Genomic DNA, 24,692 nt, shown 5'->3' with positions numbered 1-24,692 from the left:
ACTTGAACGAGAGCAAGTAACTGGTTCAAGTCTCTTGACTTGAACCATAGCATAGCCCAAGGCTCGCAGAATGTAAATTAGTTCCGTGAGTCTGGAGACTTGAATGAAAAGATGGAGACTTGAACGAGAGCAAGTAACTGGTTCAAGTTTCTTGACTTGAACCATAGCATAGCCTCAAGGTTCGCATTTATCAGGTTTCATGTTTATTGCCAATTGGTTACTTTCAAAGGACTAAGTGGATTTGCACTACTGTATAAATACTCATAAGGTTCATTGACAAAACCTGCTTTTACAGGATTCCAGTGCGTGTAATCTATCTTTTGTTTCATTATCTCAGCGTTATTTAATGCAACAGGATAGCTCTCATTTTGCCAAAATTGATGATATTTATTAACAGGATTGTCAACACCCCTTTTGTAGAATATTGGTAGAAAAACCCCCTTTCTACTTTCTTTAGGATTTTCCGCAATCATTTTTACTAATTCTTTTGAAGAATAACCTTTTAAATCTCGAAGTATTTCACTTAATGTTTGGTCTCCAACAGCTCTGGCAACTAAATGAACATGGTTTGTCATAATGACATAGGCATAAATTTCAAGCCCTTTGTTTTTCTGACAATGATTTAGGCATTGGATAACAAAATCTTTGTATTCCTTTCGTGTAAACACATCAAGCCAATCAACGATAGTTAAAGTAAGAAAATTTGTTGCTTCATTTTGGGTAGTCCGTCTCATAAGATAAAATTGTTTGTAGTGTCCTCAAATATCCAAACTTCTTTAAAATTTAGCAAGCCCTGTCCAAATTTTATACCTTTGTAATTGTAAAAGCTTCGTGAGTCAGAAGGCTCCATTTTCATATAATTATTGAGACTTGTACGAGTAAATATTAAATTATGACAAAAACATTCAAAAGAACCACCGTTACAGCAGCTTTAATTTACGCTAACGGACCTATTCATATCGGACACATTGCAGGTTGTTATCTTCCTGCGGATATATACGTTCGCTATTTGCGTGCAACTGGGCAAGATGTTAAATTCATTTCTGGAACAGATGAACATGGTGTACCCATTACAATAAAAGCCAAAAAAGAAGGCGTAACACCTCAAGAAGTTGTTGATAAATACTACAAAATTATCAAAGATTCTTTCGAAGAATTTGGGATTTCATTTGATATTTATTCAAGAACGTCTAATCAAGTTCATCATGAAATGTCGCAAGATATTTTCAAAAGAATTTATGATAAAGGACAGTTCACTGAAGAAACCACCGAGCAGTATTATGACGAAAAAGCAAAGACTTTCTTAGCTGACCGTTATATCGTAGGTACTTGTCCGAAATGCGGAAATGAAAGTGCTTATGGTGACCAATGCGAGCGTTGTGGCTCTACACTTTCACCAACCGAACTTATCAATCCACGTTCAGCATTGAGTGGCGAACCGCCAATCATGAAGGCAACCAAAAACTGGTATTTGCCTTTAGATGCGATGCAACCAATGCTTGAAAAATACATTGAAAGCCACCCAGAATGGAAAACGAATGTATTGGGACAAGTAAAGTCTTGGTTGAATGATGGTTTGAAACCACGTGCTATGACTCGTGATTTGGACTGGGGAATTAAAGTTCCTTTGCCAGATACCGAAGGAAAAGTAATGTACGTTTGGTTTGATGCACCGATTGGCTACATCTCAATGACCAAAGAATTAACCGACCAATGGGAATTATATTGGAAAGACCCAGAAACTCGTTTGGTTAATTTCATCGGGAAAGATAATATCGTTTTTCACTGTTTGATTTTCCCTGCCATGTGTATGGCTGACGGTAGATTTATTGTTGCAGATAATGTTCCTGCCAATGAATTTATGAACTTGGAAGGTGATAAAATCTCAACATCAAGAAATTGGGCGGTTTGGTTGCACGAATATCTTCGTGAATTTGAAGGGAAACAAGATGTTTTACGTTACGTTTTGGCGGCATCTGCTCCAGAAACTAAAGATTCAGATTTTACATGGGCAGATTTCCAAACTCGTAATAACTCTGAATTAGTGGGTATTTTCGGAAATTTTGTCAATCGTGCAGTTGTACTTACTGAAAAGAATTTTGAAAGTAAAGTGCCAAAACAAGGCGAATTAACGGAGTTTGACCAACAAACTTTGGCTACTTTGCAAGAATTGCCATCAAAAATTGCTGATTCTATTGCCAACTATCGTTTCCGTGAAGCATTGGCTCTAACGATGGACGTAGCTCGTTTAGGGAATAAATATTTAGCAGATACCGAGCCTTGGAAAGTTATCAAAACAGACCCAGAACGTACCGCTACCATTTTGAATATTGGATTACAAATTGCAGCAAATCTTTCAATTTTGTGTGAACCTTTCATGCCTTTTACTTCTGAAAAATTACGTAAAATTTTGAATGTTGAATCTTTACAATGGTCAGAGGCAGGTCGTGCAGATTTATTATCAGAAGGTCAGGCAATTACTAATATAGGTTTATTATTTGAAAAAATTGAAGATGCAACCGTGGCAGCTCAAGTTCAGAAATTAGAAGATGCAAAGCGTCAGAATCTTTTAGCAGGGAAAGAAGTTCCAGCTATTAAAGAGGAAGTTAAGTACGATGATTTCGCTAAAATGGATATTCGTATCGGAACAATTGTAGCAGCGGAAAAAGTAGCAAAAAGTAAGAAATTATTAAAATTGACCATTAATGATGGCTTGAAAGAAAGAATAATTTTAAGCGGTATTGGCGAGCATTTTCAAGCAGAAAATATTGTGGGTCAACAAGTAACATTTTTAGCAAATCTCGCTCCACGTCCAATGATGGGCATGACCTCTGAAGGAATGGTACTGATGGCTGAAGACAAAGACGGTTCATTGTCATTTATCCAACCAGATAAACAAATTTGGAATGGCGGTATTGTAGCCTAAATTGCGTAAAAATTATTAGAAGTTAGGATTTAGTATTATCATATCTGATTGGTAGTACTAAATCCTAACTTCTATAACCCACCTATTTTAAATCATATAACTCATTAAAAACCTCTACTTCTACATTTTCAAAAACGCCGTTTTCAAATTTGTTGATTGCTTTGGCTTTTCCTAAAATTTTGATTTCCTTCAAATCTCCATAGATTTTTCCTGAAATAATTGCTTTTGTATTAGACACTTTTTGCCATTTACTTACTTCTACAGTAAATGGAGTATCTGCTTTGCCATTTACAAAGCCAAACAAAGTAGTGTGTTCTTTTACACCATCAGTTGCTCCCGAAAAATTAACTTCCAAATCAGATGCACCATATTTTGTAGGCACTTCCTTGGGATTAAATATCTGAATCGTTAAAGTTCTGTCATCAGGAGAATCAACGCTTCTAAACTGAATTTGTAAATATGGTTTTTCAATTACGTTTTTTACTCCTTTTTTCCAGAAGGAAGCTCCTTTGTATGTTACAGTTCCCCTGAATGATTTGCCGTCGAGAGTAACTTTTAAATTGGCACTTTTAGCTAATGTTGCTTCTGTTTCAGCCTTTATTGCAGAAGTATTTGCTTGAAAACCCGCTGGAAATACTTTATATCCTTTTCTGAGATAATCTTTGCCCGTAGATGGATTTGATGTGAATTTTAAATCAAAATACGCATATTGTCCAGCTTTACACTGCGTAATTTCTTTGCGGTCGTCGCCAGTCATTTTTGTAATAGTTGCGGTAAACTTCCTGCCCGTTTCTGCATAAATATCAACCTTGTCATTTTTTTTAATCACACCCGATAAAATATCTAAACTTCCACTAAAATCAGTGTCATTATCGCCAAGATATAGGTCGCCCGTTTTTGCGGTAAATGTTTGTGTAAAAGTTTTTTCTGTTTTAAAAATACAAAAAAAAAGAGTTAGTAATAGAAATAGTTTTTTCATGGTTTTACTGTTATGTGATTGATAGTCAGTGAGGTATTTGAGAGTTGAACTCAAAATAAATATACAAATAAACAAAATTTGATTAGTAAAGCGATTATAATCTGTAAAATTTCACCCTCTTTACATAACTCAATATTTCATTTTGTGTTCTCTCAAATTCAGTTTTAGTCTCAACGTTTTTATATGCTTTCTTTTAAATTGATGAAAGAAAGTTCACTAAAAAAACTATTAGATTGAGCCATTTTCAATACAATCGTCTTTATCAGAATACAAATGAGTTAATTATTGACTTTTTTTGACAAATTATATGATTTATTGACTTTGTTTAAATCTATTCTAAATAAAGTTTCGTATTTATTTGTACAGATTCTAAATAGAATATAGCTTTGTGTATTATTTAGAAGTAATCCAAATAAATATAGAATGAAAAAATTTACCCAAAATATCTATTTTCTATCATTATTGATAGGAATTAATAGTATATCCAATGCACAGAATTTAGCAACAACACATGAAGGGGCTGTAAATTCTGTTGAGATTCTTAATGATGACCATAAACAAGGTGGAGTTGTTAAAGGAAAAATTACTGCAAAAGATGGAGAAAATGTACAATTTGTAAATATTTCTTTAAAAGATACAAAATACGGTGCTATCTCAAATGAAGATGGAGAATACCTTATTAAAAATATTAAAGCGGGAACATATACATTAGTCGTGAAATTTGTGGGAATGAAAACACAAGAGAAAGCGATTGAAATTGTAGGAGAAAATATAGTAACTGCTGATTTTCAATTGTTCGAATCTACTAATGAGCTTTCAGAAGTAACAGTTTCTGGAGTTCAATCTGCGAATGAGAAAACGGTTAATATTGGTAAGGTTTCTATCAAACCGATGGATTTGCCACAAGCCGTTTCTACGATTGACCGTACCGTTTTAGAACGTCAACAAGTTTTACGTCTGAGTGATGCCCTAATGAATGCCAATGGTGTTTATATTATGGGTAATACGGGTGGTTATCAAGAAGAAATTGCTGGACGTGGTTTTGCCTTTGGTAGCTCTAATACTTTCAAAAACGGAGCAAGATATTTTAATGGTACAATGCCAGAAATGTCGTCAATAGAAAAAGTAGAAATCATGAAAGGAAGTTCTGCTATTTTATTCGGAAACGTAGCCGCAGGAGGTATTTTAAACTTGGTAACTAAAAAACCAAAATTTGAATCGGGTGGTTCGGTTTCTATGAGAGTAGGTTCTTATGATTTCTATAAACCAACTATTGATGTTTATGGTTCTGTGTTAGGAAGTAAAAAAGTAGCTTATCGTATCAATGGAACGTATGAAAAAGGAAATAGTTTCAGAGAGAATGTAAATTCTGAGAGAGTTTATGTGAACCCTTCATTATTGTTCAAATTGAGTGATAAAACTGAAATTACTTTAGAGGGAGATTATATGAAAGACCGTAGAACGGCAGATTTTGGAGTTGGAGCTATCAATTATGAGATTACTAACCTTCCTCGTGAGCGTTTTATTGGCGTAAAATGGTCATATTATGATATTAAACAGAAATCTGCTAACGTAACCATTTCACATCAATTAAATAATGCTTGGAAAGTAACTGCTACGGGTGCATATAGAGATTATTCAAGTGAATTATTTGCCAATGTTCGTCCAACTACGGTTGCAACTTCAGGAAAATGGATAAGAGGACTTCAACGTTCACAAGTTGAAGAAAAATATTTGATGGGTCAAGTTGATTTAACAGGTCAGTTCAAAACTGGAAATGTTAATCATAACGTATTAGTAGGTACAGATTTCGACCGTTATGAAACAAAAACGTCAGCTTATGCCAGTTTAGCAAAATATGACTCTATCAATATTTATCAACCTAATTTGTACGTTGCTCGTACCGATATCCCTACTTTAACAGCAACCACAGTTACTACTGCTCCTGTTTATAGATTTGGAGCTTATATTCAAGATTTAGTTAGTTTAAGTGATAAAATTAAGTTTTTGGCAGGTTTAAGATATAGTTATCAAGAAACAGGAAGTGATGTTTTGACATTATCAACTAACAAAACCGCATCTACAAAATATTTTGATGGAGCATTTACGCCACGTTTTGGTTTAGTTTATCAACCAACTAAAAAGATGTCATTATTCAGTAGTTACTCAAACTCATTTACGCTGAATACAGGTGTTGATGTTTCTGGAAATGCTTTGCCACCATCATTTATCAATCAGTATGAAGTTGGTATGAAAAACGAATTATTGAACGGTTTACTTTCTGCTAATATTACGGCTTACCAAATTGTAAACAGTAACTTAGCTCAGACCAGTTTAGCAAATGGTAATACAAACACTACTATCAGAGAATTGGCAGGAGAAGTAACAAGTAAAGGAATTGAGGTAGATTTGAAAAGTAAACCTTTCTTAGGTTTTTCATTAATGGCAGGATATAGCTACAACGAAACACGTTATACAAAAAGTAATATCTATATCATCAATAGTTTATTAAGATATAACCCTAACCATACCGCAAACGCAAGTATTTATTACACTTTCTCTGGTACAAAATTAAAAGGCTTGAATCTTGGTTTAACAGCAATGTATTTTGGAGAGAGAGTAGCAGGACGTTCTACTCGATTGACAGTAGCAAACGATGTGTATAAATTAATACCAGTAAATGCTTATACACAGATTGATTTGAGTGCAGGATATAACTTCTCTAAATTCTCAATTCGTGGAAAAGTTTCTAACTTATTGAATGAGATGAGCTACAATATTCACGATGATAATTCCGTGAATCCTATTGCTCCAAGAATGGCTTCTTTAACGGTAGCATTCAAATGGTAATAATATAAAATACAAGACTTGAAAAAGGTAGCAATAGAAATATTGTTACCTTTTTTTGTGGAATTTAAAGCCTAAGTGCTAAAAATAAAATAAGGACAGGAGAAGCCCCCGCCCTTATCTGTTTAACCTCTAAACCTATTTAACTATGAAAATTGATACAAATATATACTTTTTAAGTATTAAGTTACTGTTAAGTATAAGGATTTTTATGCTATTATTTTACGAATACCCTTTTTTGAGTGATGAAAAATGAAAATTGATGTAGATACACATACATCTATTATATGGACACTACAACATTCAAATAAAAATACACTAAGAATTTCTACGAAGTACCGTAGCTGATGCCTGTGCAACAGGGAAAAGTGTCATGTCTGCAATAACTACGTGTGGAGGGCGAGTTACGGTAAATGCAATAATTTCGGCTACGTCTTGAGCTGTTAAAGGGACGAAACCCTTATAAACGGCTTCTGCTCTTTTGTCATCGCCTTTGAAGCGAACTAATGAAAACTCTGTTTCAACTGCTCCTGGAGCAACGTTTGTTACCTTAATTCCATGAGGATTTAAGTCTAAACGCATTCCTTCTGAAATGGCTTCGACGGCTGCTTTTGAAGCACAATAAACATTGCCATTTGGATAAGTTGATTTGCCAGCAATCGAACTAATATTGACGATATGTCCTTTTTGGCGAGCAATCATCCAAGGCATAATTGTTTTTGAAACATAAAGCAAACCTTTCACATTTCCGTCTATCATAGCGTCCCAATCATCCGTACTACCGTCTTGAATAGGACCTAATCCATGAGCATTTCCTGCATTATTTACCAAAATATCAATAGCTCTTAATTCTTCTGGTAGTGTGTGCAAGGCTTTTTCTACATCTTCTTTTTTACGTACATCAAAAGTTAGAATATTGACTTTGACTTTTTCTGAAAGACTTTCTTGGATTTCATAAAGTCGGTCTAAACGTCTTCCGCAAAGAATAAGATTAATACCTAAATCAGCGAAGGCTTCGGCAGTAGCTTTGCCAATTCCAGAGGAAGCACCCGTAATAAGAGCAAGTTTTGACATATATTTTGTTGATATTTTTGTAATCTGAATGAACAGTTACTTGTAAATTTTCTATATAAAAGAATGTTTAAAGATAAGCTTAATGAACTATAGGAAATAGAAAAGCACTTTCCTAAAACCTAAAACCTAAAACCTAAAACCTAAAACCTAAAACCCAAAACCTATTTCAACGGAGAAAAATCAGCAGGAGCAAAGTATTCTGAAGTAACGCTAATCGTTAATGAACCGCCTGCTTTTTCTTCCGAAGCCTTTTTGACTGCTTGCCACTCTGGGTCTGCCCCAAATGCTTTAAACGAAGCCAATCCAGCGTCTTTTGTTTTATGTGCTAAGAAATAAATTAAAATATCATCGGCACCCTGAGCTTTGTCGGTAGGTGTCCAGTACATAATATTAGTCATTCCAAATTTTTCAAATAATTTAAGCGTATGATTTCTGAAACGTTCTAATAGATTTGGTAAATGATTAGTCGTAGTTTTATAAGTACGTAATTCAAAAACTCTATTACCCACAGATTCCATATTATTAGGTGAAAAATCTGTTGTTTTTAAGAAAACACTTTCAACTTTGGCAACAATTTCTCCATTAATGATAGAGTTTTTCATTGCCGTAATCCAGTCTTTATCAGTCATAAATTCTTTCCAAGAATTATCTCTTGCTTCACGAGACGGGTAGGATAGAAGATAGACTAATTTATTGTCTTTGTTATCGCCTAAAGGCAGCCAAAAACCTTCTAAACGCATATTGTGCTTATAGAATAGTTTTAATGTATGGTTTTGAAAGCGACTCATCAGGTCTGGCATTTTTCCTTCTGAGGCATAATAAGTTCGTAGTTCGTACAAACGATTATTAGCATCCGACTGAGCCTGAAGACTGAAAGTGGCAATTGCTAAAAAGAATAAAAGGAATAGTTGCTTTTTCATATTAAATATATTTGGATTGTTTGTTGCTTCATTAGACTTCCTGCGAAAGTGTTTTATGATTGAAAAATGGTATATTTTCGAGTGAAAATAGCGGGAATTTTGAAAGCATAGCAGAGAAATGGGGGGATGCCCAATCTTGAAAAATTTTCGCTATTTGTAGCCGAAAAGATGTTGTTTTACGACTTAAAACTCTTTCGCAGGAAGTCTATTTACTGAATTCCAATGATTTCAACTCTACGGTTCTTCTTTTTATTATCTTCTGTATCGTTTGGTGCTACAGGTTTTGTGCCACCATATCCTTTATATAAGAGACGTTCTTCTTCAATACCTTTACTTACGATATAATTTAAAATTACCTTTGCTCTATTCTCTGATAATGCCAAATTTAATCTTTGGTCACCTACATTGTCTGTATGTCCGCCAATTTCAATTCTTGTTTTAGGATTACTTCTAAGAATGGCAACCACTTTATCTAATTCAGGATAAGACTCCTTTTTCATGATAAAACTACTTTGTTCAAAATACACGTTATTTAAAGTAATGGCTTTACCTGTTTCTATTTTGTCAAAACTTTTGGTGTTTGATGTGGGCAATTTTTCTTTAGGGTTCACCGTAGAAGCCGATAAAGACGGTTGTTTGGCTACCACAGGTTCTTTGGTACGCATTAACTGAATGTCTTTTTTACGGTCAGAATTTGGGTCAATTCGGTTAATAGCTTTTGTAAATCCTTGTGCTTCAATTTCTAAAATATAGCTCGCCACAGGGCTTAATTCTGCTGAATATTCGTCTCCTTTTTTAGTCAAAACCAACTCTTGATTTGATTTAACATCGGTCAATTTCACAGAGCATTTATCAATAACTTTAAGCGTCTGCGAATCTAAAACACGGAATGTGAATTTACTTTCGTCTTTTGTTAACCAAGTAGCAATCTGAGATTTTTCTCCTTTCATCGTACTATCTGGCATAATTTTACCTTCATAAGGTTTATAACCAGTAGCCATAATTTCAATGGTATAGTTTGTTTTTTCCGTTAAAATTACTGCTATTTGCTCACGCAAAGCATCTGTTTTTCCAGTAGCAATAACTTCTCCGCTTGGGTCATGAAGGGTAAAATTTGCAGATACTTTCGTTTTTTTCAAAGCGTCAATAGCAAACAAAAAGAGGTTATATTTTCTTAAAGTACGCATTTTAATCGCTTTGTTTACATCATCTATGCTTGCCGTAAAACGACTTTCATAGTCGTCATAACCTGCTAATTTAGCTTTAATAAGATACTCATGACCCGGTTTTAAGTCTGCACTACATTCTCCGTTTGGAAGTGTAATCATGGCTGCCACAGGTTTGTTATTCATGGCATCAATTAAGTTGTAAAACACTTCTCTAATGGGCTGATTGGTGTTGGCATCGTAGGCTTTTAAACTCAAAACAGAGAAATTACGAGACATTGTCACCACGTGTTTTTGTGGTTTGCCCAAAGTGCTATATTTAACCTTTTCATTTTTGATATAATACCCTTTCACAAATGTTTCTAAATGAAACTCATCTTCTTCAACAAGCGGTAGTTTGTACTCAGGCGTGCTTTCTGTTGTTTTTCCTTGTACTAAAATAGAGCTTTTAGAAGGTGTTACTTTAAAGGTAGCTTCCAATACTTTGCCGCTGGTTGAATCAATAGCAGAAAACACTAAAGCTGACTGTTGAGGTTTGGGAGTTAGCAAACAAACTAACTCGTCTTGGGTAAGTTTTGACAACTCCTGTTCAAATTTCTCAAAACCTTCAGCGATGATTTCTAAACGATATTTGTTTTCTGGAAGTAAACTTACTGTTGCATTGCCACTCGGTAATTTTACAATATCAACTTTGTTGTTTTTAGCCGTTAAGTCTATAATTTGGAAGTTTCCATCTTTAATAATTTCGTTGTTTATTTTATTGGTTGGCTTAACATTTAAAACAAACATGGCTTTTTCGAGACGAATATCAAACGTATATTTTTTGTCTAAACTGAAATCTGCCATATTGAAGGTACTTTGCTTAGGTTTATAACCGTCGGCAGATGTTTCAACAGTAAAAACTTCACGTTCTGCAACTTTCACAATACTTTCAGATTCATCTTTAAATGAAAAAGATTTTTGCTCTTTTTCTAACTTTACATTGAGCGTTGCTTTTACGGGTTTATTGGTAGTTACATCAACTACTACAAAATTGACAGGCAAACGTTTTTTCTTTAAAAGCATAAAATTGACTGCTCCACCGTCGGGCATTTTATCAATTTTTTCTTTAACCTCAACATAGTCTTCTGCTTTGATGATTATTTCATAAAAACCAGAACGTTTCAAATTCGCTGAAAAATCATTGGTTTTATTTTTGGTTGCTTGTTTGATTTCAGAAGTTTTTAAATCTGCAATTTTTACCGTTGCTTCTTTGATAGTTTTTTGTGTTTCAGCATCAATTACTTTTATTGTTAGCGGATAACGGTCAACTACCAATTTTACCTCATAATCACGACGGTCGCCCAAAACTAAATCGCTGATTTCTATCAATTTACGAGCAGTTGCAAAGCCGTCAGAAATAACTTCTAATTTCAAATTATCATTTTGAGCTAATTTTACGCTGAAAACTTCTTTAGGTTTTACGTTGGTAGCTTTGAAAATTTTTCCTGTTTTTTCTGAAGTTACCGTAAAATCTCCGCTAATTGGTTCTCCTGTTTCTCCATTTAAAGCAATAAAATTTACCGTTGAAATTTTCTTTGGAATTAATTTAACAGAAATTCGATTGATTTGGTCTGTTTTTGTAATTGTTTGCTCATTGTCTTCACAAAAATCAGACGACACCACAACTTTATATTGTTTGCCCGTTAATAAGTTCGTTCCACATTCACCTGTTTCTGGATTTGCTTTCACGACCGCCGTTTGGTTGGTCGCAATTTCTGTGATAGTAACTTTAGTATCTTTTAGTAAATCATTGGTACTTCCGTCGAATGCTTGAACCACAAAGTTGGTAGAAATTGGGTCTAATTTGATAATACTTACGGGCAGTAATTCAGCTCTGTCATCAACTCTCAAAGAAAGGCTTGAACTTTTATAACCTTTCATAGATGCTTCGATGGAATAATCTTCCTTCAGTCTAAATGTTCCCTGATTTTGTAAAGTTTGCGGGTTGTATTGAAGTGCAATGGACTGTCCCGTATTGATTTCCATTGCTTCAAAACTGGCAGGAATAGAAAGGTTTGTTTGAGCATCAATTGCCAAGAAACTCAATTTATAGACGTCATTACTTTGAGATTTCCCACCTAAAGGAATTAATCTAAAGTCTTGTTCAACGGTTTCACAATCATTTTTTTCAGATAAATCAACGACTACCTTTTTTCTGTAAAAACCAGATTCGCTGATTTCAAAGATATATTTTCCGTTTGGATTCAAAACGGCTGAATAACGTCCGTCTAAGCCATTTGAAGTAAATTCTGCAATTGTTTTATTAGGATTGCTTAATTCTGAAACCATAATTTTAGCAAACAATGCTTTATTTGAACTCGAATCAGTAACATAGCCTTGAATAGTTGCCACTGATTTCATCGGAATTTCAGCATTGTAAATGTCTCCATCATGTACATAATACATCACATCTCCGCAAGCAGGAACGGCAATGAATTGGTCTGCCCCTGAGGTATTTAAGAACTCTAAAGCAACCGCTTCTGTCCAAGTTCCATTGGCTTGGAGTTCACATTTATAAATATCAAAATTCCCTTGTCCATCCTTTCTGATTGATGAAAACATCAACGTTTTGCCATCGGGCATAATTCGAGGAGCTTTCTCACAAATTAAATTGACTGGACTTGGTAATTCTACCGCAGTTTGCCATTTGCCGTCTGCACCACGTTCAGACCGCATGATTCGATAGCATCTTTGTTGTGCATCTTTTTTATCACCAAAAATATATTTAGCTCTGGCAAAGTATAAATATTTTCCATCGGCAGATAACGACGGGTAACCTTCATAGTCAACCGTATTAACGGGTGTTCCCAAATTCATGGGCGATGACCAACCATTCTTTTCTCTGACTGAATAATAAATATCCTCATGACCGTCAGAATCTTTTCCATTCGCAGAAAAAAACAATAAATTGCCGTCATAACTAACACAGGGACCACCCAAAGGGGCTTTTTCAAAAAAAGTAGTTGTAATTTTGGGGATAGCGGTTGGTACAGACCAAACTTTTCCGTTTCGTCTCGATTCAAAAAGTTTCCAGTCTCCTTGACGGTCAGATTCAAAAATAAGAGTTCGTCCATCCGCACTAACTGATGGAGCATATTCTGTAAATTTGGCGGTATTAATAGGGGCAGGCATTGCTTTTTCATTTTGTGAAAAAGCATTTTGAATTCCCAGACACAGAATCAGTATTGATGAAGTAAGAATATTTATGGTAGTGGTATGGTTTCTCATGGGTCAATTTAAAAAACAAAATTACTCATTTTTAGCGATTCATTCACCTAAAATATGAAGCAATTGTTTGATGGATAAATCAGACGATAGCTCTGAAAATCATTTAGTTAATTAAAATATTTGTAAAAAAGGTAGAATTAGAATCCAGAATTAATAAATTTCCAATCAAAAAATATAAAATCTAATACACATGAAGTATCTAATCGTAGGTCTGGGAAATATAGGACCTGAATATCTTCTCACTCGTCACAATGTTGGTTTTATGGTGCTTGACAGGCTCAGTGGCAGCTTTGAGACGAAATTTTCGATGGAGCGTCTCGCATATCACACAGAAATAAAACATAAAGGCAAACAAATTCATTTAATAAAACCCACCACCTTCATGAATCTAAGCGGGAAGGCTGTAAATTATTGGATGAAAGAATTAAAGATAGAAAAAGAAAATATTCTTATTATTACAGATGATATTGCTTTACCTTACGGAAAATTAAGAATGAAACCCAAAGGTTCGCATGGAGGACATAATGGTTTGAGAAATATTCAAGAAATTTTAGGTTCTCCAGAATACCCCCGATTACGTTTTGGAGTAGGTGATGATTTTGGCAAAGGAAGGCAAGTAGAATATGTTTTAGGAAACTTTGAAGGGCAACAAATTGAACAACTTCCAGAGTACCTCGACCGTGCTTCTGATATGATATTAAGCTTCTGTTTACAAGGCTTAGATAAGACTATGAACGCTTTTAATCAGTAATTGTACTATTTTAATATTTTTAAAATTATTTAAAAAAAAGTAAAACAAAATTTTTGTAATTGTTTGCTGATTTTTTCAAAAGATTATTTGGTAATAAATACTCAATAATACGCAAAAGTATATGTTTTGTCTTGGTTTTTAAGTAATTATAACTTGGTAAAATCAGACATTTGCAAGAAAAATTTGCAAGAGTGAAAAATATTGCAGAACTTTGCATCGTTGAATAAGTCAGAAACACACTTAGACAAATCTAAGAATAGTTCAAAAAATATTTTTTAAAATGTGTGACTTTTAAAATACCATTACGTTACAAGTTTATAAATATTAAGGACTTAATTTATTGAACTTTTTTTTATTAGATTATTGTTATTGTAGTACAAATTAGCAAAGAGAATTAAAAAAAACTTTATTGATTTTTGTCAATAAAAAATAAGATTAGAGAGCTTAATTTTGCGATTATTTTGATTAAATACCTAACCATTTTTATTCAAAATTTAAGAGCATAAAGACATAAAGATTTTCATTTTAAGCGAAACGTCGCCCGATAGCTTTAGAGGTAAGACGGGAAAGAGCATAAAGATTTTCATAGTTAAGCGAAACGTCGCCCGATAGCTTTAGAGGTAAGACGGGAAAGAGCATAAAGATTTTCATAGTTAAATAGGTTTAGAGGTAAGACGGGAAAGGGCATTTCCTTTGGAGATGCCACTTTTTTCAAACTAATCATTTCAAGGTTGTGGTTTCGATTGATGGAGTATTTGATTAGTTCTTAAAAAGATTAGTGCAGTTATTTTTCATAGTTAAATAGGTTTAGAGGTAAGACGGGAAAGGGCGTTTCTCTTGGAAACGCCACTTTTTATAAGCTAAACAATCAAGGTAAGAGGTTAAAGCAAGATGGAGTATTGGATTAGTTTTTAGATTTAGAAATTTTTCATAGTTAAATAGGTTTAGAGGTAAGACAGGAAAGGGCATTGTTAATGACGATGCTCTTTTTTCAAACTAATTATTTCAAGGTTGAGGTTTAGATACGATGGAGTACTTAATTAGTTTCAAGATTTAGAATTTTTCATAGTTAAATAGGTTTAGAGGTAAGACGGGAAAGGGCATTGCTTATGGCGATGCTCTTTTTTATGTTTAAAATGTTACAAAAAAGCCTGAGTCCATGAGTATCAGGCTTTCGGGAATATTAATTTATGGTAACAATTTTTATCATTTCGAGATTTTGGTAATCAAAGTTGAGGAGAATAAATCACCTTTACGATACGACTCTGTTTTAATTACGCCAATATTGGGCGAAAACCATTCTGTAACTTGAATACTGATATTGAAAATGGCTTTAATATTTTGATTGCTCGTAATTTTAAAACATTCAAAAGTACCTGCTGACGTAGTAATACTTTCTTTTCCTTCTACTTTTCGGTCACTAACTTTCAAGGTCATACTCATGATTTTCATACCGCTTGCATAGGTTTCGGCAGTAAATTCATTATCTGGTAAGGTTGTACCTACACTCATGTTTGAAGGATAATAAATAGAAGCGTTATTACTTTTCACTTCCATATCCTTCATATTCATTGCTTTGGCTTGTTCTCCCGGAAGAAGAGCTTTCATATCCATCGAAAAGTTTTTACCATCACATTTATACGTTCCTTCTCCGCTACTTAATTCTTTACCTTTTTCGTTGAAGACTTTTGACATTACTTTGGCTTCAGAGCCGTTGCTGGAAATTACTTTATAGACTGATTTTCCAGAAGGATTACCTTTTTTGTCAAACATTGACATTTCAACTTCAGCATTGTTAGTCATTAATAAATAACCACAAGTTTGAGAATAAATAACATTTGCAAAAACGGTTATAATGGCAAATACTGAAAGGATTTTTTTCATATTTATGAGTGAGGGTTATTTTGATGTTTCAAATATATAATAAGTTTATGGAAATAAAATCCATGACAAGTGATGAATTAGTGAACGGTTATTAATATTGATTAAGTAGTAGAGGTTAGGATTTAGTTGTTAGGCATTAGTGTCAAACATAAACTAATTTTTAACGAATACTTATACAGTAAAAATCAATTAAAAAGCTCCAATCAGTATTTCTCTGATTGGAGCTTTTTAATTTTTAATAAGAGTGCTAAAACTAAAGTCTTTTTCTGACTGCTTCATAAAGAATTACACCCGTTGCCACCGACACATTAAGTGAACCAACACGTCCTGCCATTGGAATAGTAGCTAATTCGTCAACTGAACGTAATAATTCTTCTGAAATACCGTCTTCCTCTGACCCCATAATGATGGCAGTTGGAACGGTAAAGTCAATATCATAAATATTTTTTGATAATTTCTCTGAACAAGCCACTACCTGAATTCCTGAATTTTGAAGATATTTTACGGTTAAAAACAAATTATCTTCACGGCAAACAGGTAAAAAGTTTAATGCTCCTGAAGACGTTTTCATGGCATCTGCATTAATTTGAGCTGCCCCTTTACTTGGAATAACGATAGCGTGAACACCTGTACATTCGGCAGTACGGGCAATTGCTCCAAAATTTCTTACGTCTGTAATGCGGTCGAGAACGAGTAGGAGAGGAACTTCGCCTTTTTCATAAACATCTGCCACAACGTTTTCAAGTTTGGCATAATTAATTGCCGAAACGAAAGCAATAACCCCTTGGTGGTTTTTACGAGTAATTCTATCTAATTTTTCAGAAGGTACTTTTTGTACGGGAATTCCTCTCATACGAGCAAATTCTAATACTTCAAGGCTTCCTAACTCTCTTTGTACCAGTATTTTATCTATTTCTTTGCCAGCACGAAGGGTTTCTAAAACCGACTGAATTCCAAACACAATATCTTTATTGTCTGGTTTAGGTTGGTTAAAATAATTATTAAATGGTTTTTTATACCCTTCTGGTTTTTTGTATCCTTCTGGTTTATTTTCTGTTGCCATATCTGGAATCTTAAATCTATGAGTCTATCTCACATGTGAATATTTATTGCAAAGTTCGTAAAGTTTTTGCTGTCTTTTTTATGTTTATGTTTTTCGTTTTCAAATTCTTCTAAAAATATGGCTTTTTGCTGATTAAAAAACAGTTAAATGTTATACTGACAAACAATGGTCTTTTGTTTTCGGAACAATAAAGGGTTTGTCACAAGACAAACGATAGACCACTGATGAAACGGATTGTACTGATTTTCGCTGATTTTTCTTTATTTTATCTGACTGCTTCCCAGACTGTGTGTCACAGTGTAAATCCGTAAAATCAGTTCAATCTGTGGTCTAAATTTGTCTGCGACAAATAGTTTACAGTTTCGTTTGTTTTTGTATTGTAATGGGCTAAATTGTGGCTTTATTATTCATCCAAACAAACGATACTTTGCCCATTAAAGGCTGTATTTTCATTAAAACCCATGATTAAAAAAGTTATTCCTATCTTATTGTGCTTGAGTTCCTTTCTGTCTTTTTCTCAAGATTTAACCCAGCAAATAATTCCAGACAGAACAAATAGTCCAGAGCAAATTCAAAAACCTTATGTAATTCTGATTTCAGCAGATGGGTTTCGTTGGGATTTTGCCAATAAATATCAAGCTAAAAATCTACAAAAATTCAGTAACGATGGCGTATCAGCATCATTCATGCAATCGTCTTATCCTTCCTTAACTTTTCCCAATCATTATTCTATTGTTACGGGAATGTATCCGTCGCATCATGGTTTGGTCGATAATTCTTTTTATGACCCACAAAGAAATGAAGGCTACGGAATGGGGAATAAAAAAGCAGTTGCTGACGGTTCTTGGTACGGAGGAACGCCTTTATGGGTTTTGGCAGAACAACAAAAAATGTTGAGTGCCAGCTTTTATTGGGTAGCTTCTGAAAGTAATATTCAAGGCGTTTTACCGACGTATTATTATAACTACAACGAAAAAATTGATATTGATACTCGCATCAAAACCGTAAAAGATTGGTTACAATTGCCAGAAGATAAGCGTCCGCACATTATTACGTTTTATTTTCCAGAAGTTGACCACGAAGCTCATACTTTCGGTCCAGATTCTAAAGAAGTAGAAGAAGCCGTACATTTTGTTGATAATAGCATTGCGAAATTGGTGGCAACTGTTGATTCTCTACATTTGCCTGTCAATTTTGTATTTGTGTCAGACCATGGAATGACCAAAGTTGATAATGAACACACCATGCCATTACCAAAGTCAATCGACCCAACAAAGTTTACAATTCCTCGTGGCGATGCTCTTTTGCATATCTATGCAAAAGATAAAAATGATATTAAACCAACTTATAAAGCTTTAAAAGAAGAAGCAAAAGACTTTGATGTTTATTTGGCAAAACGTATTCCGAAGCGTTGGCATTATAGAACAAAAGATGATAAATTTAATAGAATAGGAGATATTCTTTTAGTGCCACATTTGCCAAAAGTTTTTGGCATAACAGGAAAACCAACCACTCCCGGAAAACACGGATTTGACCCAGCTATTGAGGATATGCACGCTACTTTCTTGGCTTGGGGACCAGCCTTTAAGCAAGGACAAAAAATTGATAGCTTTGAAAATGTGAATGTTTATCCAATGATTACCGAAATTCTTGGACTAAAATATGAACATGAAATTGATGGAAAATTGAAGGTTTTAGCTCCAATTTTGAAAAAATAATCAGACTCATTTATCGTAATATCATCTGAAAAACCGTTTCTGTAAAGGAACGGTTTTTCTCGTTTATATGAATCATTTAAGGTCTCTAACTGTTCAATTTAATAAATTGTATTATCCTGTTAATTAGCATAATTATATGAATCAAGATAAAGTACAATTTTGCTTTTTTATCAAACGGTTTGTTTTTTACGAAAAAAATGTATTATCTTTGTACTCTGTTTGTGGAAATGTACAATTCGTTCTTTGAAGTCGCACAAATATTGCTAATCTTAAACTACTGTATTTCAGTAGCTTGTCAAGTTTCTTTTCTCATTCCTGATGTATCGCAGGAAAACATTTCCACGAAAAATCCTAATATTACTAACCACTCGAAAATAATTATTTACTTCTAAAAAGGCTTCTTGTCGAAGTCTCGGGATAATTATCTATTAACGTAAGTCGAAAGAGATTTACATAAACAAAAAAAGTAAGGAGATGAAAAAAATCGTTAAATTAACTGTTGCCATTTTAGTATTTGGCTCAGTAGTTTATGCTTGTAAAGTAAAGCAACAACAAAGTAATCTTTCTCCCCAGAAAAACCAATTAGTGACAGTTCAAGAAGTTGATGACGAAACATTAGTAAAAATGTTATCAAGAAATTGGATTGTGAATGTCGTGAATTATCAAGCGGATGCTCGTAGAAACGTATTGTATGAACGTGGTATTGATGCTAATTTACACGACTTTTCAAAAGAGTCTTTTAAAATTTCTGCTGACGAAAAAGTAGTTTATACAGATGAAAGCGGAAAGAAGCATAATGGTACTTGGGATTTGAAAGACAACAACACAAAGTTGTTAATGGAATTTGAAGATGGTCAAGAAGTCTCTTGGGATATTCTTGAAAAAGGGAAAAATCATTTAGTCTTGCATTTAAGCATTGACGCTCAGAAAGTAAAATGGGACGTAAGTAATCTAAATGATATTGATATTCAGACAGCAGCCGTTTTTGCAGGTTTTTATGCAGGAGTTGTTGATGAAAGAACAGAAAAAGTAAATATTACTTACAAAATGATGCCGAGAAGTTAATCGGCAATTTGGGAGAAAAAACAAAAAAGGCTCAAAATTGAAATTCAATTTTGAGCCTTTTTTGTTTTTTTGAATTTAGCATTACGATTTTGTAACGCAGATTTATTAAAAAATCTGTAAAATCTGCGTTACTTGTATCTGTGTTATCTGCGTGCTATGAATCCTACTTCGTAGCAATATAGAAAAAGTCAAAACATTCTTCAGCGTCGTTATTTAAGAAATAATCTTCATGGGTGATTCCTGTAACTAATTTGTTATCAGACTTTTGAATGATATTTCTACTCATTCTGTTAGCGATGTCATAAGGAATTTGAAGCATCCATCTTGGCAAACGGTATTGAAGATTAAAAATATCAAAACGAGTAATTTTCTCAACAGAACGTTTGTTTTCTTCGTAATACGCCATCACTTTCGGATTTCCGTGAACACCCTTCGTTTCAATACTTCCGAAATGCTTTAAAATCAAGTTTTTCAACTCGCTCGCCAAATACTCACGCACGTGCCAAGGATTTCTCGATAAAGAATATTTGCGGTTTACAGTCGTCAAAATCAACTTTCCTCCTGGTTTCAGCACACGGTGAGCTTCTTTGATAAATTCGTTATCGTCTTCAATGTGTTCAATTACTTGGAAAGTAACGATATAGTCAAATGTATTATCTGCCAAACCCTTTAGCGGAGGCAAAAACATATCTATGAATTTAAAATTTGGGTATTCTGTTGATAATTTGGTCATTAACGGCTCATTTTTATCAACTCCCGTATAATTAGCAACCGAAGGAGCTAAAACTGCCACTCCACGTCCCGTTCCACAGCCAATTTCGAGTAAATTTCCCGAAACCATTTTAGCAGCTTCAATATATGGAAATAACAAACGCTGATGAACAGGATTGTCAGAAATGATTTCAGAGGAGGCAATTTCGGTGGTTTTGTACATGATTCTTGGGGTATATTTTGCTCAATTACTTCACAGGATTCTGCCCATAAAGATATATTATGAATTTATCTTACAATTTTATGCCAAATTTACCGCTTTTGCTTGACATCAGAAAAATACTTCATAAATTGAATTCGTTATAAGTAAAAATTGATTCTTGATTTATGAAAAAAATACTATTTACCTGTATCTCTATTGCCTTATTGGTAGGTTGTACTGCTACCAATCCGAATAATAAAACTAATAATCTTGCAGAAAACCGAGTAACGCTACAAAGGTTAATTAGTAAGAGTAGATTTTTGGACAATGGTTCATCTGTAAGAGCTTATATTAGTATAAATACCGATAGGAGCATAACTGTAAATGAATTGTTGAAAGAATACGCTATCAGCTATAACTTATATTCAGATTATTCAGTTAAGCAACAAACTTTAAGTTCGGGTACAGTTACATTAAATTTAGAGAATGTTTCAGAAGACGATGACCTTTTTACGGTTTGGTTTGATATTCCGAAGCCTAAAGATAATATTACTGGTTTGTTATTAACCGAAATAAAAGATTTAAAAACTAATAATAAGACAGTCAATGATTGTTTTTTGAGATTTCAGTCTGGAAAAGCAAGTGATTACTTTATGTTTTTTGACAAAACAGGTAATAAACCACTGCCGAAAAACTTTGTTTCTATTGAAGATACAGTGGTGTTGAGAAGTTTAGATAACCGTGAGCAGACTTTCAAGGCATATCGTTATAAATATGAATTTGATGCAGCTTTGTCGCCCATGTCAACAACTCCTAAAGTCCCAACCAAAAGTCTTTTTGTTGACTCCGCATTTACTATCAAGTCTAATACACCTATCGTATTGGCTCAAGATGCTCTTTATTATTTTTCGAGAGACACAACAGAAGCGTATGGTATTGGCATGGTTGTTACAGACAAAAGGTTTCCTAAATTGACCAAGCCTGAAAAATTGGTTCGTCCATTGATTTATATGAGTACTAATGCAGAGACGGCAGATTTATACAGCTCAAAAGAACCTAAAAGAACACTTGATAACTATTGGTTGAATATCATGCAAGGAAATCAATCAACGGCTAAACGTACCATAAAAGCCTTTTATCAGCGAGTTGAGCAAGCAAACCGATTGTTTACAACATACAAAGAAGGTTGGAAAACCGACAAAGGAATGGTTTTTATCATCATGGGCGACCCCGTAAGAATCAGCAGAACTAAAGACCGTGAAATTTGGACATACAATCGGGCAACCCAATATTCAGAATTGAATTTTACTTTTACGAAGCGTTCCAATCAATTTGTAGATGACCATTACGAACTTCAACGCTACGCAGAATATCAATCCATTTGGTTTCCAACGGTTGAACAATGGCGAAATGGAGATGTTGTGATTAAATAAAAAATAGGGAGATAATCAGTGAGATTGTCTCCCTATTTTTTTGTAGTTTTTATTGAAAATTATAAAACATTCTCTTCCAAAATCTTCAAGTCGAACGGCAAATCATAAGAGAAATTAATTAAACGGACTGCTACCAGAGGTTAAGTTCAACTAAGCCTTTATCGCATGGCTTGCAGTCATGATGAAGACTTAGCTATTAGGCGTTTGGGCTTTTTTGTATTATTAGATTTTCAATTAATTTATACAAATGTGACCCAATTTTTGAAGGGTAATTTTCTCCAATATTATCTAAAATTTTTGCTCTTTCAATTGCAGTTAATGTTAATGGATTATATATTTCAGGGTCAGGTCTTTTATTATAACCTTTACCTTGTAACTCCCCAAGAACTAAATCAATATGATTTTTTGCATTACTGATTTTAGCGTTCTTGTATAAAGCTTCTTGCTCATCATTTGTATATTCGTTTATATCTTTCAAGTGAAGAATAAGCCAAATTTCAAAGCAAGGATTACTCATAGCCAAATAAAAATTCTTTTCAGAATTACAGTCTTCAACTAATTTATTGAAATTATGATTATGTATTGTTTCCCAATGGTCTCTGTCAATTATTAACCAAAATTCATCAGTGTTTTTAAAATTGTATTCTCTTTTTGCTTCTTGTAATAATTTTTTTACATTAATTGGGTCTGAACCTCTGTCTTTTGGTCTTTTCAGTGAGATTGTCTCAATAAGTCCATTGTTATTAAATAAATCTGATTTTCTAAAATCTTCAAAATATTTTTTTTCACTTACTGTACCTTCATAAGATAAAATGTATATTTTTTCAGCATCTACAAAACCTCCTTTTCGGATTAATGGAATAGGTTCTCTTGGTATAATTAATCATTGTTGAATGGCAAAACAGTAAGTTTATTTCTATTTCCAAGCTTAGGAATTCCTTTATATCTTCCTAATAAATAATCTTTTCTAACTTCTTTGTCAAACCTAATATTATAGTCTTCTAAAGAATGTAAATGACTTGCACCTTGTTTGTCTTTTACAGCAAACCAAATTTCATCTTTTCTCAATAATTTTTGAGTTAACAAGGTTGATTCGTGACTTGCAACTATAAATTGACTATTAATATCTTCGCATTTTTCTAAGAAAAAATCAAATAAATCATATATTAAATTAGGGTGCAGACTTCTTTCCATTTCATCTACTATAAAAATATTTCCACCTTTAAAAAAGTCTATAATTAATGGAATTAAGTCCATAATTCTTCTTGTGCCATCAGATTCATCTTTTAAATCAAATAATTCAAAAGTTCCTCCAACTACTTTGTGCATTGTTTTAAGCAATTTCGCTTCTAATTCATTTTCTTTATTCTTTGTAATAATATAATACTTGTCATCTTGTGGATTAGACAAAAATGCTCCTTTTTTCTCTGATTTATCACTTAATAAGTCATTTTTTATATCTTCTATAACTTCATCAGGTAAATCTGTTTTTTTGAACTCAATTTCTTTAAAATCTATACCATCAATTCCAGTATCAAAATAATCTAACATTTCAGTAAACAGATTTTTCAAATCGGTGTTTTCAAGCAATTCAAATTTTTTGCCTACAGTTTTTGAATTAGGGTAAATAACAGTTAAAGCATTTTGAAACCAATCTATAACATTTAATATGTCAGAAATGTCATTTACATTTTCTTTTATGTTTGTATTTCTTATTTGAGTTAGAAATAATTGATTTCTTGGCGTTCCTTTAGCTGTAAACTCTATGAATTGTAATTCATTCTTGTTATTTTTCTTACTTAAGGCTGGGAAATCATATTGATTTGAATTTGTCCTCTCAAATATTTTTATTTCAGATTTTTTATTTATTTCAAAAAGCCATTCTTCAATTATTTCTTTGGAATTAAATATGAAACCATACGCATAGTTTTTGTTCTTATGTTGAATTTCATATTCTATTCGAGAATTTTCTTTAATTGATTTTTTGTCTAATTTAAATATATCAAAAGTTATAGGTTGTTCAGCTTTTGTACCTTTTAAAATTAGTTCTTTACCAAATTCAATTGCTTTTATCAAGTTAGACTTTCCTGAAGCATTTGCACCAAAAACGACAGCCGTTTTTAAAACCGAAGTACCTTTAACTGGCTTTGTTTTATGTTGTGGCTTAAGAGTTCCTTTACTTGGTAATAAAGAAAATATCTCTTTGTCCCTAAAAGACAAAAAATTCTCAATTGTGAATCTAATTAGCATCTATTATTTATTAAATGAGTGTGAATTTAGTGAAAGTATCACAAATAGGGCTTATTTTTTTTGAATTTTATTTTACAGAGGTAGGTTTTATAGCACTATTGTCCGAAACCTGCGTGGAAGTATTGATTTAATAAATTGGGGTCACCTTTACAGAGAATGATTAGTTCTTTGACAAGTTCAGCTTCGAGTTCATATAAGAATTTTAATTTATTGATTTTAAATCCATTACGCTCGTTTAATTTGGCATACAAAGCAATAAACATGGCTGCAATTAACATTACATATGCCATGTTTTTTATAGCATTATAGTCCCGTGAAATCAGATGAGAAAAGTTCAGATTTTGCTTAATAAATCGAAAGAATCTTTCAATTTCCCAGCGTAAGCGATAAATATCAGTAATATCAATGGCTGTTAAATCCTCAAGGATATTAC

At 33.3% G+C, this 24,692-nt stretch carries 17 protein-coding genes; 6 read left to right on the top strand and 11 right to left on the bottom strand.

Translation table 11 applies throughout. The features are described 5' to 3' along the window. Positions 1-203: 203 nt before the first annotated feature. The gene (locus LV89_RS16525; protein WP_109744029.1) at positions 204-734 is read right to left on the bottom strand and encodes an REP-associated tyrosine transposase; all 531 of its coding nucleotides are present in this window, start codon (positions 732-734) and stop codon (positions 204-206) included. 158 nt (positions 735-892) lie between these two features. On the opposite strand from LV89_RS16525, the gene metG reads away from it, so the two are divergent. After that, positions 893-2,926: a methionine--tRNA ligase gene (metG, locus tag LV89_RS16520; protein WP_109744028.1), complete on the top strand. Its 2,034-nt coding sequence runs from the start codon at positions 893-895 to the stop codon at positions 2,924-2,926. Positions 2,927-3,008: 82 nt separating this feature from the next. Here metG and LV89_RS16515 read toward each other — a convergent pair whose 3' ends face one another. Then, positions 3,009-3,905, bottom strand: coding sequence for a hypothetical protein (locus tag LV89_RS16515; RefSeq protein ID WP_109744027.1), 897 nt, complete (start codon positions 3,903-3,905; stop codon positions 3,009-3,011). A gap of 423 nt (positions 3,906-4,328) precedes the next feature. Between LV89_RS16515 and LV89_RS16510 the strand changes: the two genes are divergently transcribed. Beyond that, complete coding sequence (locus LV89_RS16510; protein WP_109744026.1) at positions 4,329-6,755, top strand: TonB-dependent receptor; 2,427 nt, start codon at positions 4,329-4,331, stop codon at positions 6,753-6,755. A 315-nt stretch (positions 6,756-7,070) separates the two neighbouring features. Here LV89_RS16510 and LV89_RS16505 read toward each other — a convergent pair whose 3' ends face one another. The 3 genes from LV89_RS16505 to LV89_RS16495 form a co-directional block, all read right to left on the bottom strand. Continuing rightward, positions 7,071-7,826, bottom strand: coding sequence for an SDR family NAD(P)-dependent oxidoreductase (locus LV89_RS16505; RefSeq protein WP_109744025.1), 756 nt, complete (start codon positions 7,824-7,826; stop codon positions 7,071-7,073). 161 nt (positions 7,827-7,987) lie between these two features. Further along, positions 7,988-8,746, bottom strand: a complete 759-nt coding sequence (locus LV89_RS16500) for an NIPSNAP family protein (RefSeq protein ID WP_109744024.1) — start codon at positions 8,744-8,746, stop codon at positions 7,988-7,990. Between the two features lie 209 nt (positions 8,747-8,955). Further along, the gene (locus LV89_RS16495) at positions 8,956-13,182 is read right to left on the bottom strand and encodes an OmpA family protein (protein ID WP_109744023.1); all 4,227 of its coding nucleotides are present in this window, start codon (positions 13,180-13,182) and stop codon (positions 8,956-8,958) included. 190 nt (positions 13,183-13,372) lie between these two features. Here LV89_RS16495 and pth point away from each other — a divergent pair, with 190 nt between their 5' ends. Continuing rightward, positions 13,373-13,933 (top strand): aminoacyl-tRNA hydrolase, encoded by a 561-nt coding sequence (gene pth / locus LV89_RS16490; RefSeq protein ID WP_109744022.1) that lies wholly within the window; start codon positions 13,373-13,375, stop codon positions 13,931-13,933. Between the two features lie 1,206 nt (positions 13,934-15,139). On the opposite strand, the gene LV89_RS16480 is transcribed toward pth, so the two are convergent. Both LV89_RS16480 and rlmB read right to left on the bottom strand, forming a co-directional pair. Next, a complete protein-coding gene (locus LV89_RS16480) occupies positions 15,140-15,817 on the bottom strand; it encodes a TapB family protein (RefSeq protein ID WP_109744020.1) in 678 nt (225 codons plus the stop codon). Positions 15,818-16,070: 253 nt separating this feature from the next. Next, on the bottom strand, positions 16,071-16,880 hold the full coding sequence (gene rlmB / locus LV89_RS16475) for a 23S rRNA (guanosine(2251)-2'-O)-methyltransferase RlmB (protein WP_109744019.1): 810 nt from the start codon (positions 16,878-16,880) through the stop codon (positions 16,071-16,073). Positions 16,881-17,341: 461 nt separating this feature from the next. On the opposite strand from rlmB, the gene LV89_RS16470 reads away from it, so the two are divergent. Together LV89_RS16470 and LV89_RS16465 are read left to right on the top strand one after the other, a co-directional pair. Further along, entirely contained in the window at positions 17,342-18,598 is a 1,257-nt protein-coding gene (locus LV89_RS16470; RefSeq protein ID WP_229201540.1) for an alkaline phosphatase family protein, read from the top strand. A 474-nt stretch (positions 18,599-19,072) separates the two neighbouring features. Then, entirely contained in the window at positions 19,073-19,663 is a 591-nt protein-coding gene (locus LV89_RS16465) for a hypothetical protein (protein ID WP_109744018.1), read from the top strand. Between the two features lie 163 nt (positions 19,664-19,826). On the opposite strand, the gene LV89_RS16460 is transcribed toward LV89_RS16465, so the two are convergent. Further along, the gene (locus LV89_RS16460; RefSeq protein WP_109744017.1) at positions 19,827-20,597 is read right to left on the bottom strand and encodes a class I SAM-dependent methyltransferase; all 771 of its coding nucleotides are present in this window, start codon (positions 20,595-20,597) and stop codon (positions 19,827-19,829) included. A gap of 164 nt (positions 20,598-20,761) precedes the next feature. Between LV89_RS16460 and LV89_RS16455 the strand changes: the two genes are divergently transcribed. Further along, positions 20,762-22,009 carry a GWxTD domain-containing protein gene (locus tag LV89_RS16455; protein WP_109744016.1) on the top strand — a complete coding sequence of 416 codons (1,248 nt, stop codon included), beginning with the start codon at positions 20,762-20,764 and terminating at the stop codon, positions 22,007-22,009. Positions 22,010-22,205: 196 nt separating this feature from the next. Here the strand turns inward: LV89_RS16455 and LV89_RS16450 are convergent, their stop codons facing one another. The 3 genes from LV89_RS16450 to LV89_RS16440 all read right to left on the bottom strand — a co-directional run. After that, positions 22,206-22,823, bottom strand: coding sequence for an RloB family protein (locus tag LV89_RS16450; RefSeq protein WP_229201543.1), 618 nt, complete (start codon positions 22,821-22,823; stop codon positions 22,206-22,208). 65 nt (positions 22,824-22,888) lie between these two features. Continuing rightward, on the bottom strand, positions 22,889-24,259 hold the full coding sequence (locus tag LV89_RS16445; protein WP_109744014.1) for an AAA family ATPase: 1,371 nt from the start codon (positions 24,257-24,259) through the stop codon (positions 22,889-22,891). A gap of 95 nt (positions 24,260-24,354) precedes the next feature. Further along, positions 24,355-24,692 (bottom strand): transposase (locus LV89_RS16440; RefSeq protein WP_146199184.1); only part of this gene is annotated, 338 nt, incomplete at its 5' end.

Source organism: Arcicella aurantiaca (genome assembly GCF_003148625.1).
GTDB lineage: Bacteria > Bacteroidota > Bacteroidia > Cytophagales > Spirosomataceae > Arcicella > Arcicella aurantiaca.
This window is presented reverse-complemented; position numbering and strand designations above follow the sequence as displayed.

Coding starts and splice junctions, on each gene's coding strand:
- LV89_RS16525 (WP_109744029.1), bottom strand. CDS start 734: ATGAGACGGACTACCCAAAATGAAGCAACAAATTTTCTTACTTTAACT.
- metG (WP_109744028.1), top strand. CDS start 893: ATGACAAAAACATTCAAAAGAACCACCGTTACAGCAGCTTTAATTTAC.
- LV89_RS16515 (WP_109744027.1), bottom strand. CDS start 3,905: ATGAAAAAACTATTTCTATTACTAACTCTTTTTTTTTGTATTTTTAAA.
- LV89_RS16510 (WP_109744026.1), top strand. CDS start 4,329: ATGAAAAAATTTACCCAAAATATCTATTTTCTATCATTATTGATAGGA.
- LV89_RS16505 (WP_109744025.1), bottom strand. CDS start 7,826: ATGTCAAAACTTGCTCTTATTACGGGTGCTTCCTCTGGAATTGGCAAA.
- LV89_RS16500 (WP_109744024.1), bottom strand. CDS start 8,746: ATGAAAAAGCAACTATTCCTTTTATTCTTTTTAGCAATTGCCACTTTC.
- LV89_RS16495 (WP_109744023.1), bottom strand. CDS start 13,182: ATGAGAAACCATACCACTACCATAAATATTCTTACTTCATCAATACTG.
- pth (WP_109744022.1), top strand. CDS start 13,373: ATGAAGTATCTAATCGTAGGTCTGGGAAATATAGGACCTGAATATCTT.
- LV89_RS16480 (WP_109744020.1), bottom strand. CDS start 15,817: ATGAAAAAAATCCTTTCAGTATTTGCCATTATAACCGTTTTTGCAAAT.
- rlmB (WP_109744019.1), bottom strand. CDS start 16,880: ATGGCAACAGAAAATAAACCAGAAGGATACAAAAAACCAGAAGGGTAT.
- LV89_RS16470 (WP_229201540.1), top strand. CDS start 17,342: ATGATTAAAAAAGTTATTCCTATCTTATTGTGCTTGAGTTCCTTTCTG.
- LV89_RS16465 (WP_109744018.1), top strand. CDS start 19,073: ATGAAAAAAATCGTTAAATTAACTGTTGCCATTTTAGTATTTGGCTCA.
- LV89_RS16460 (WP_109744017.1), bottom strand. CDS start 20,597: ATGTACAAAACCACCGAAATTGCCTCCTCTGAAATCATTTCTGACAAT.
- LV89_RS16455 (WP_109744016.1), top strand. CDS start 20,762: ATGAAAAAAATACTATTTACCTGTATCTCTATTGCCTTATTGGTAGGT.
- LV89_RS16445 (WP_109744014.1), bottom strand. CDS start 24,259: ATGCTAATTAGATTCACAATTGAGAATTTTTTGTCTTTTAGGGACAAA.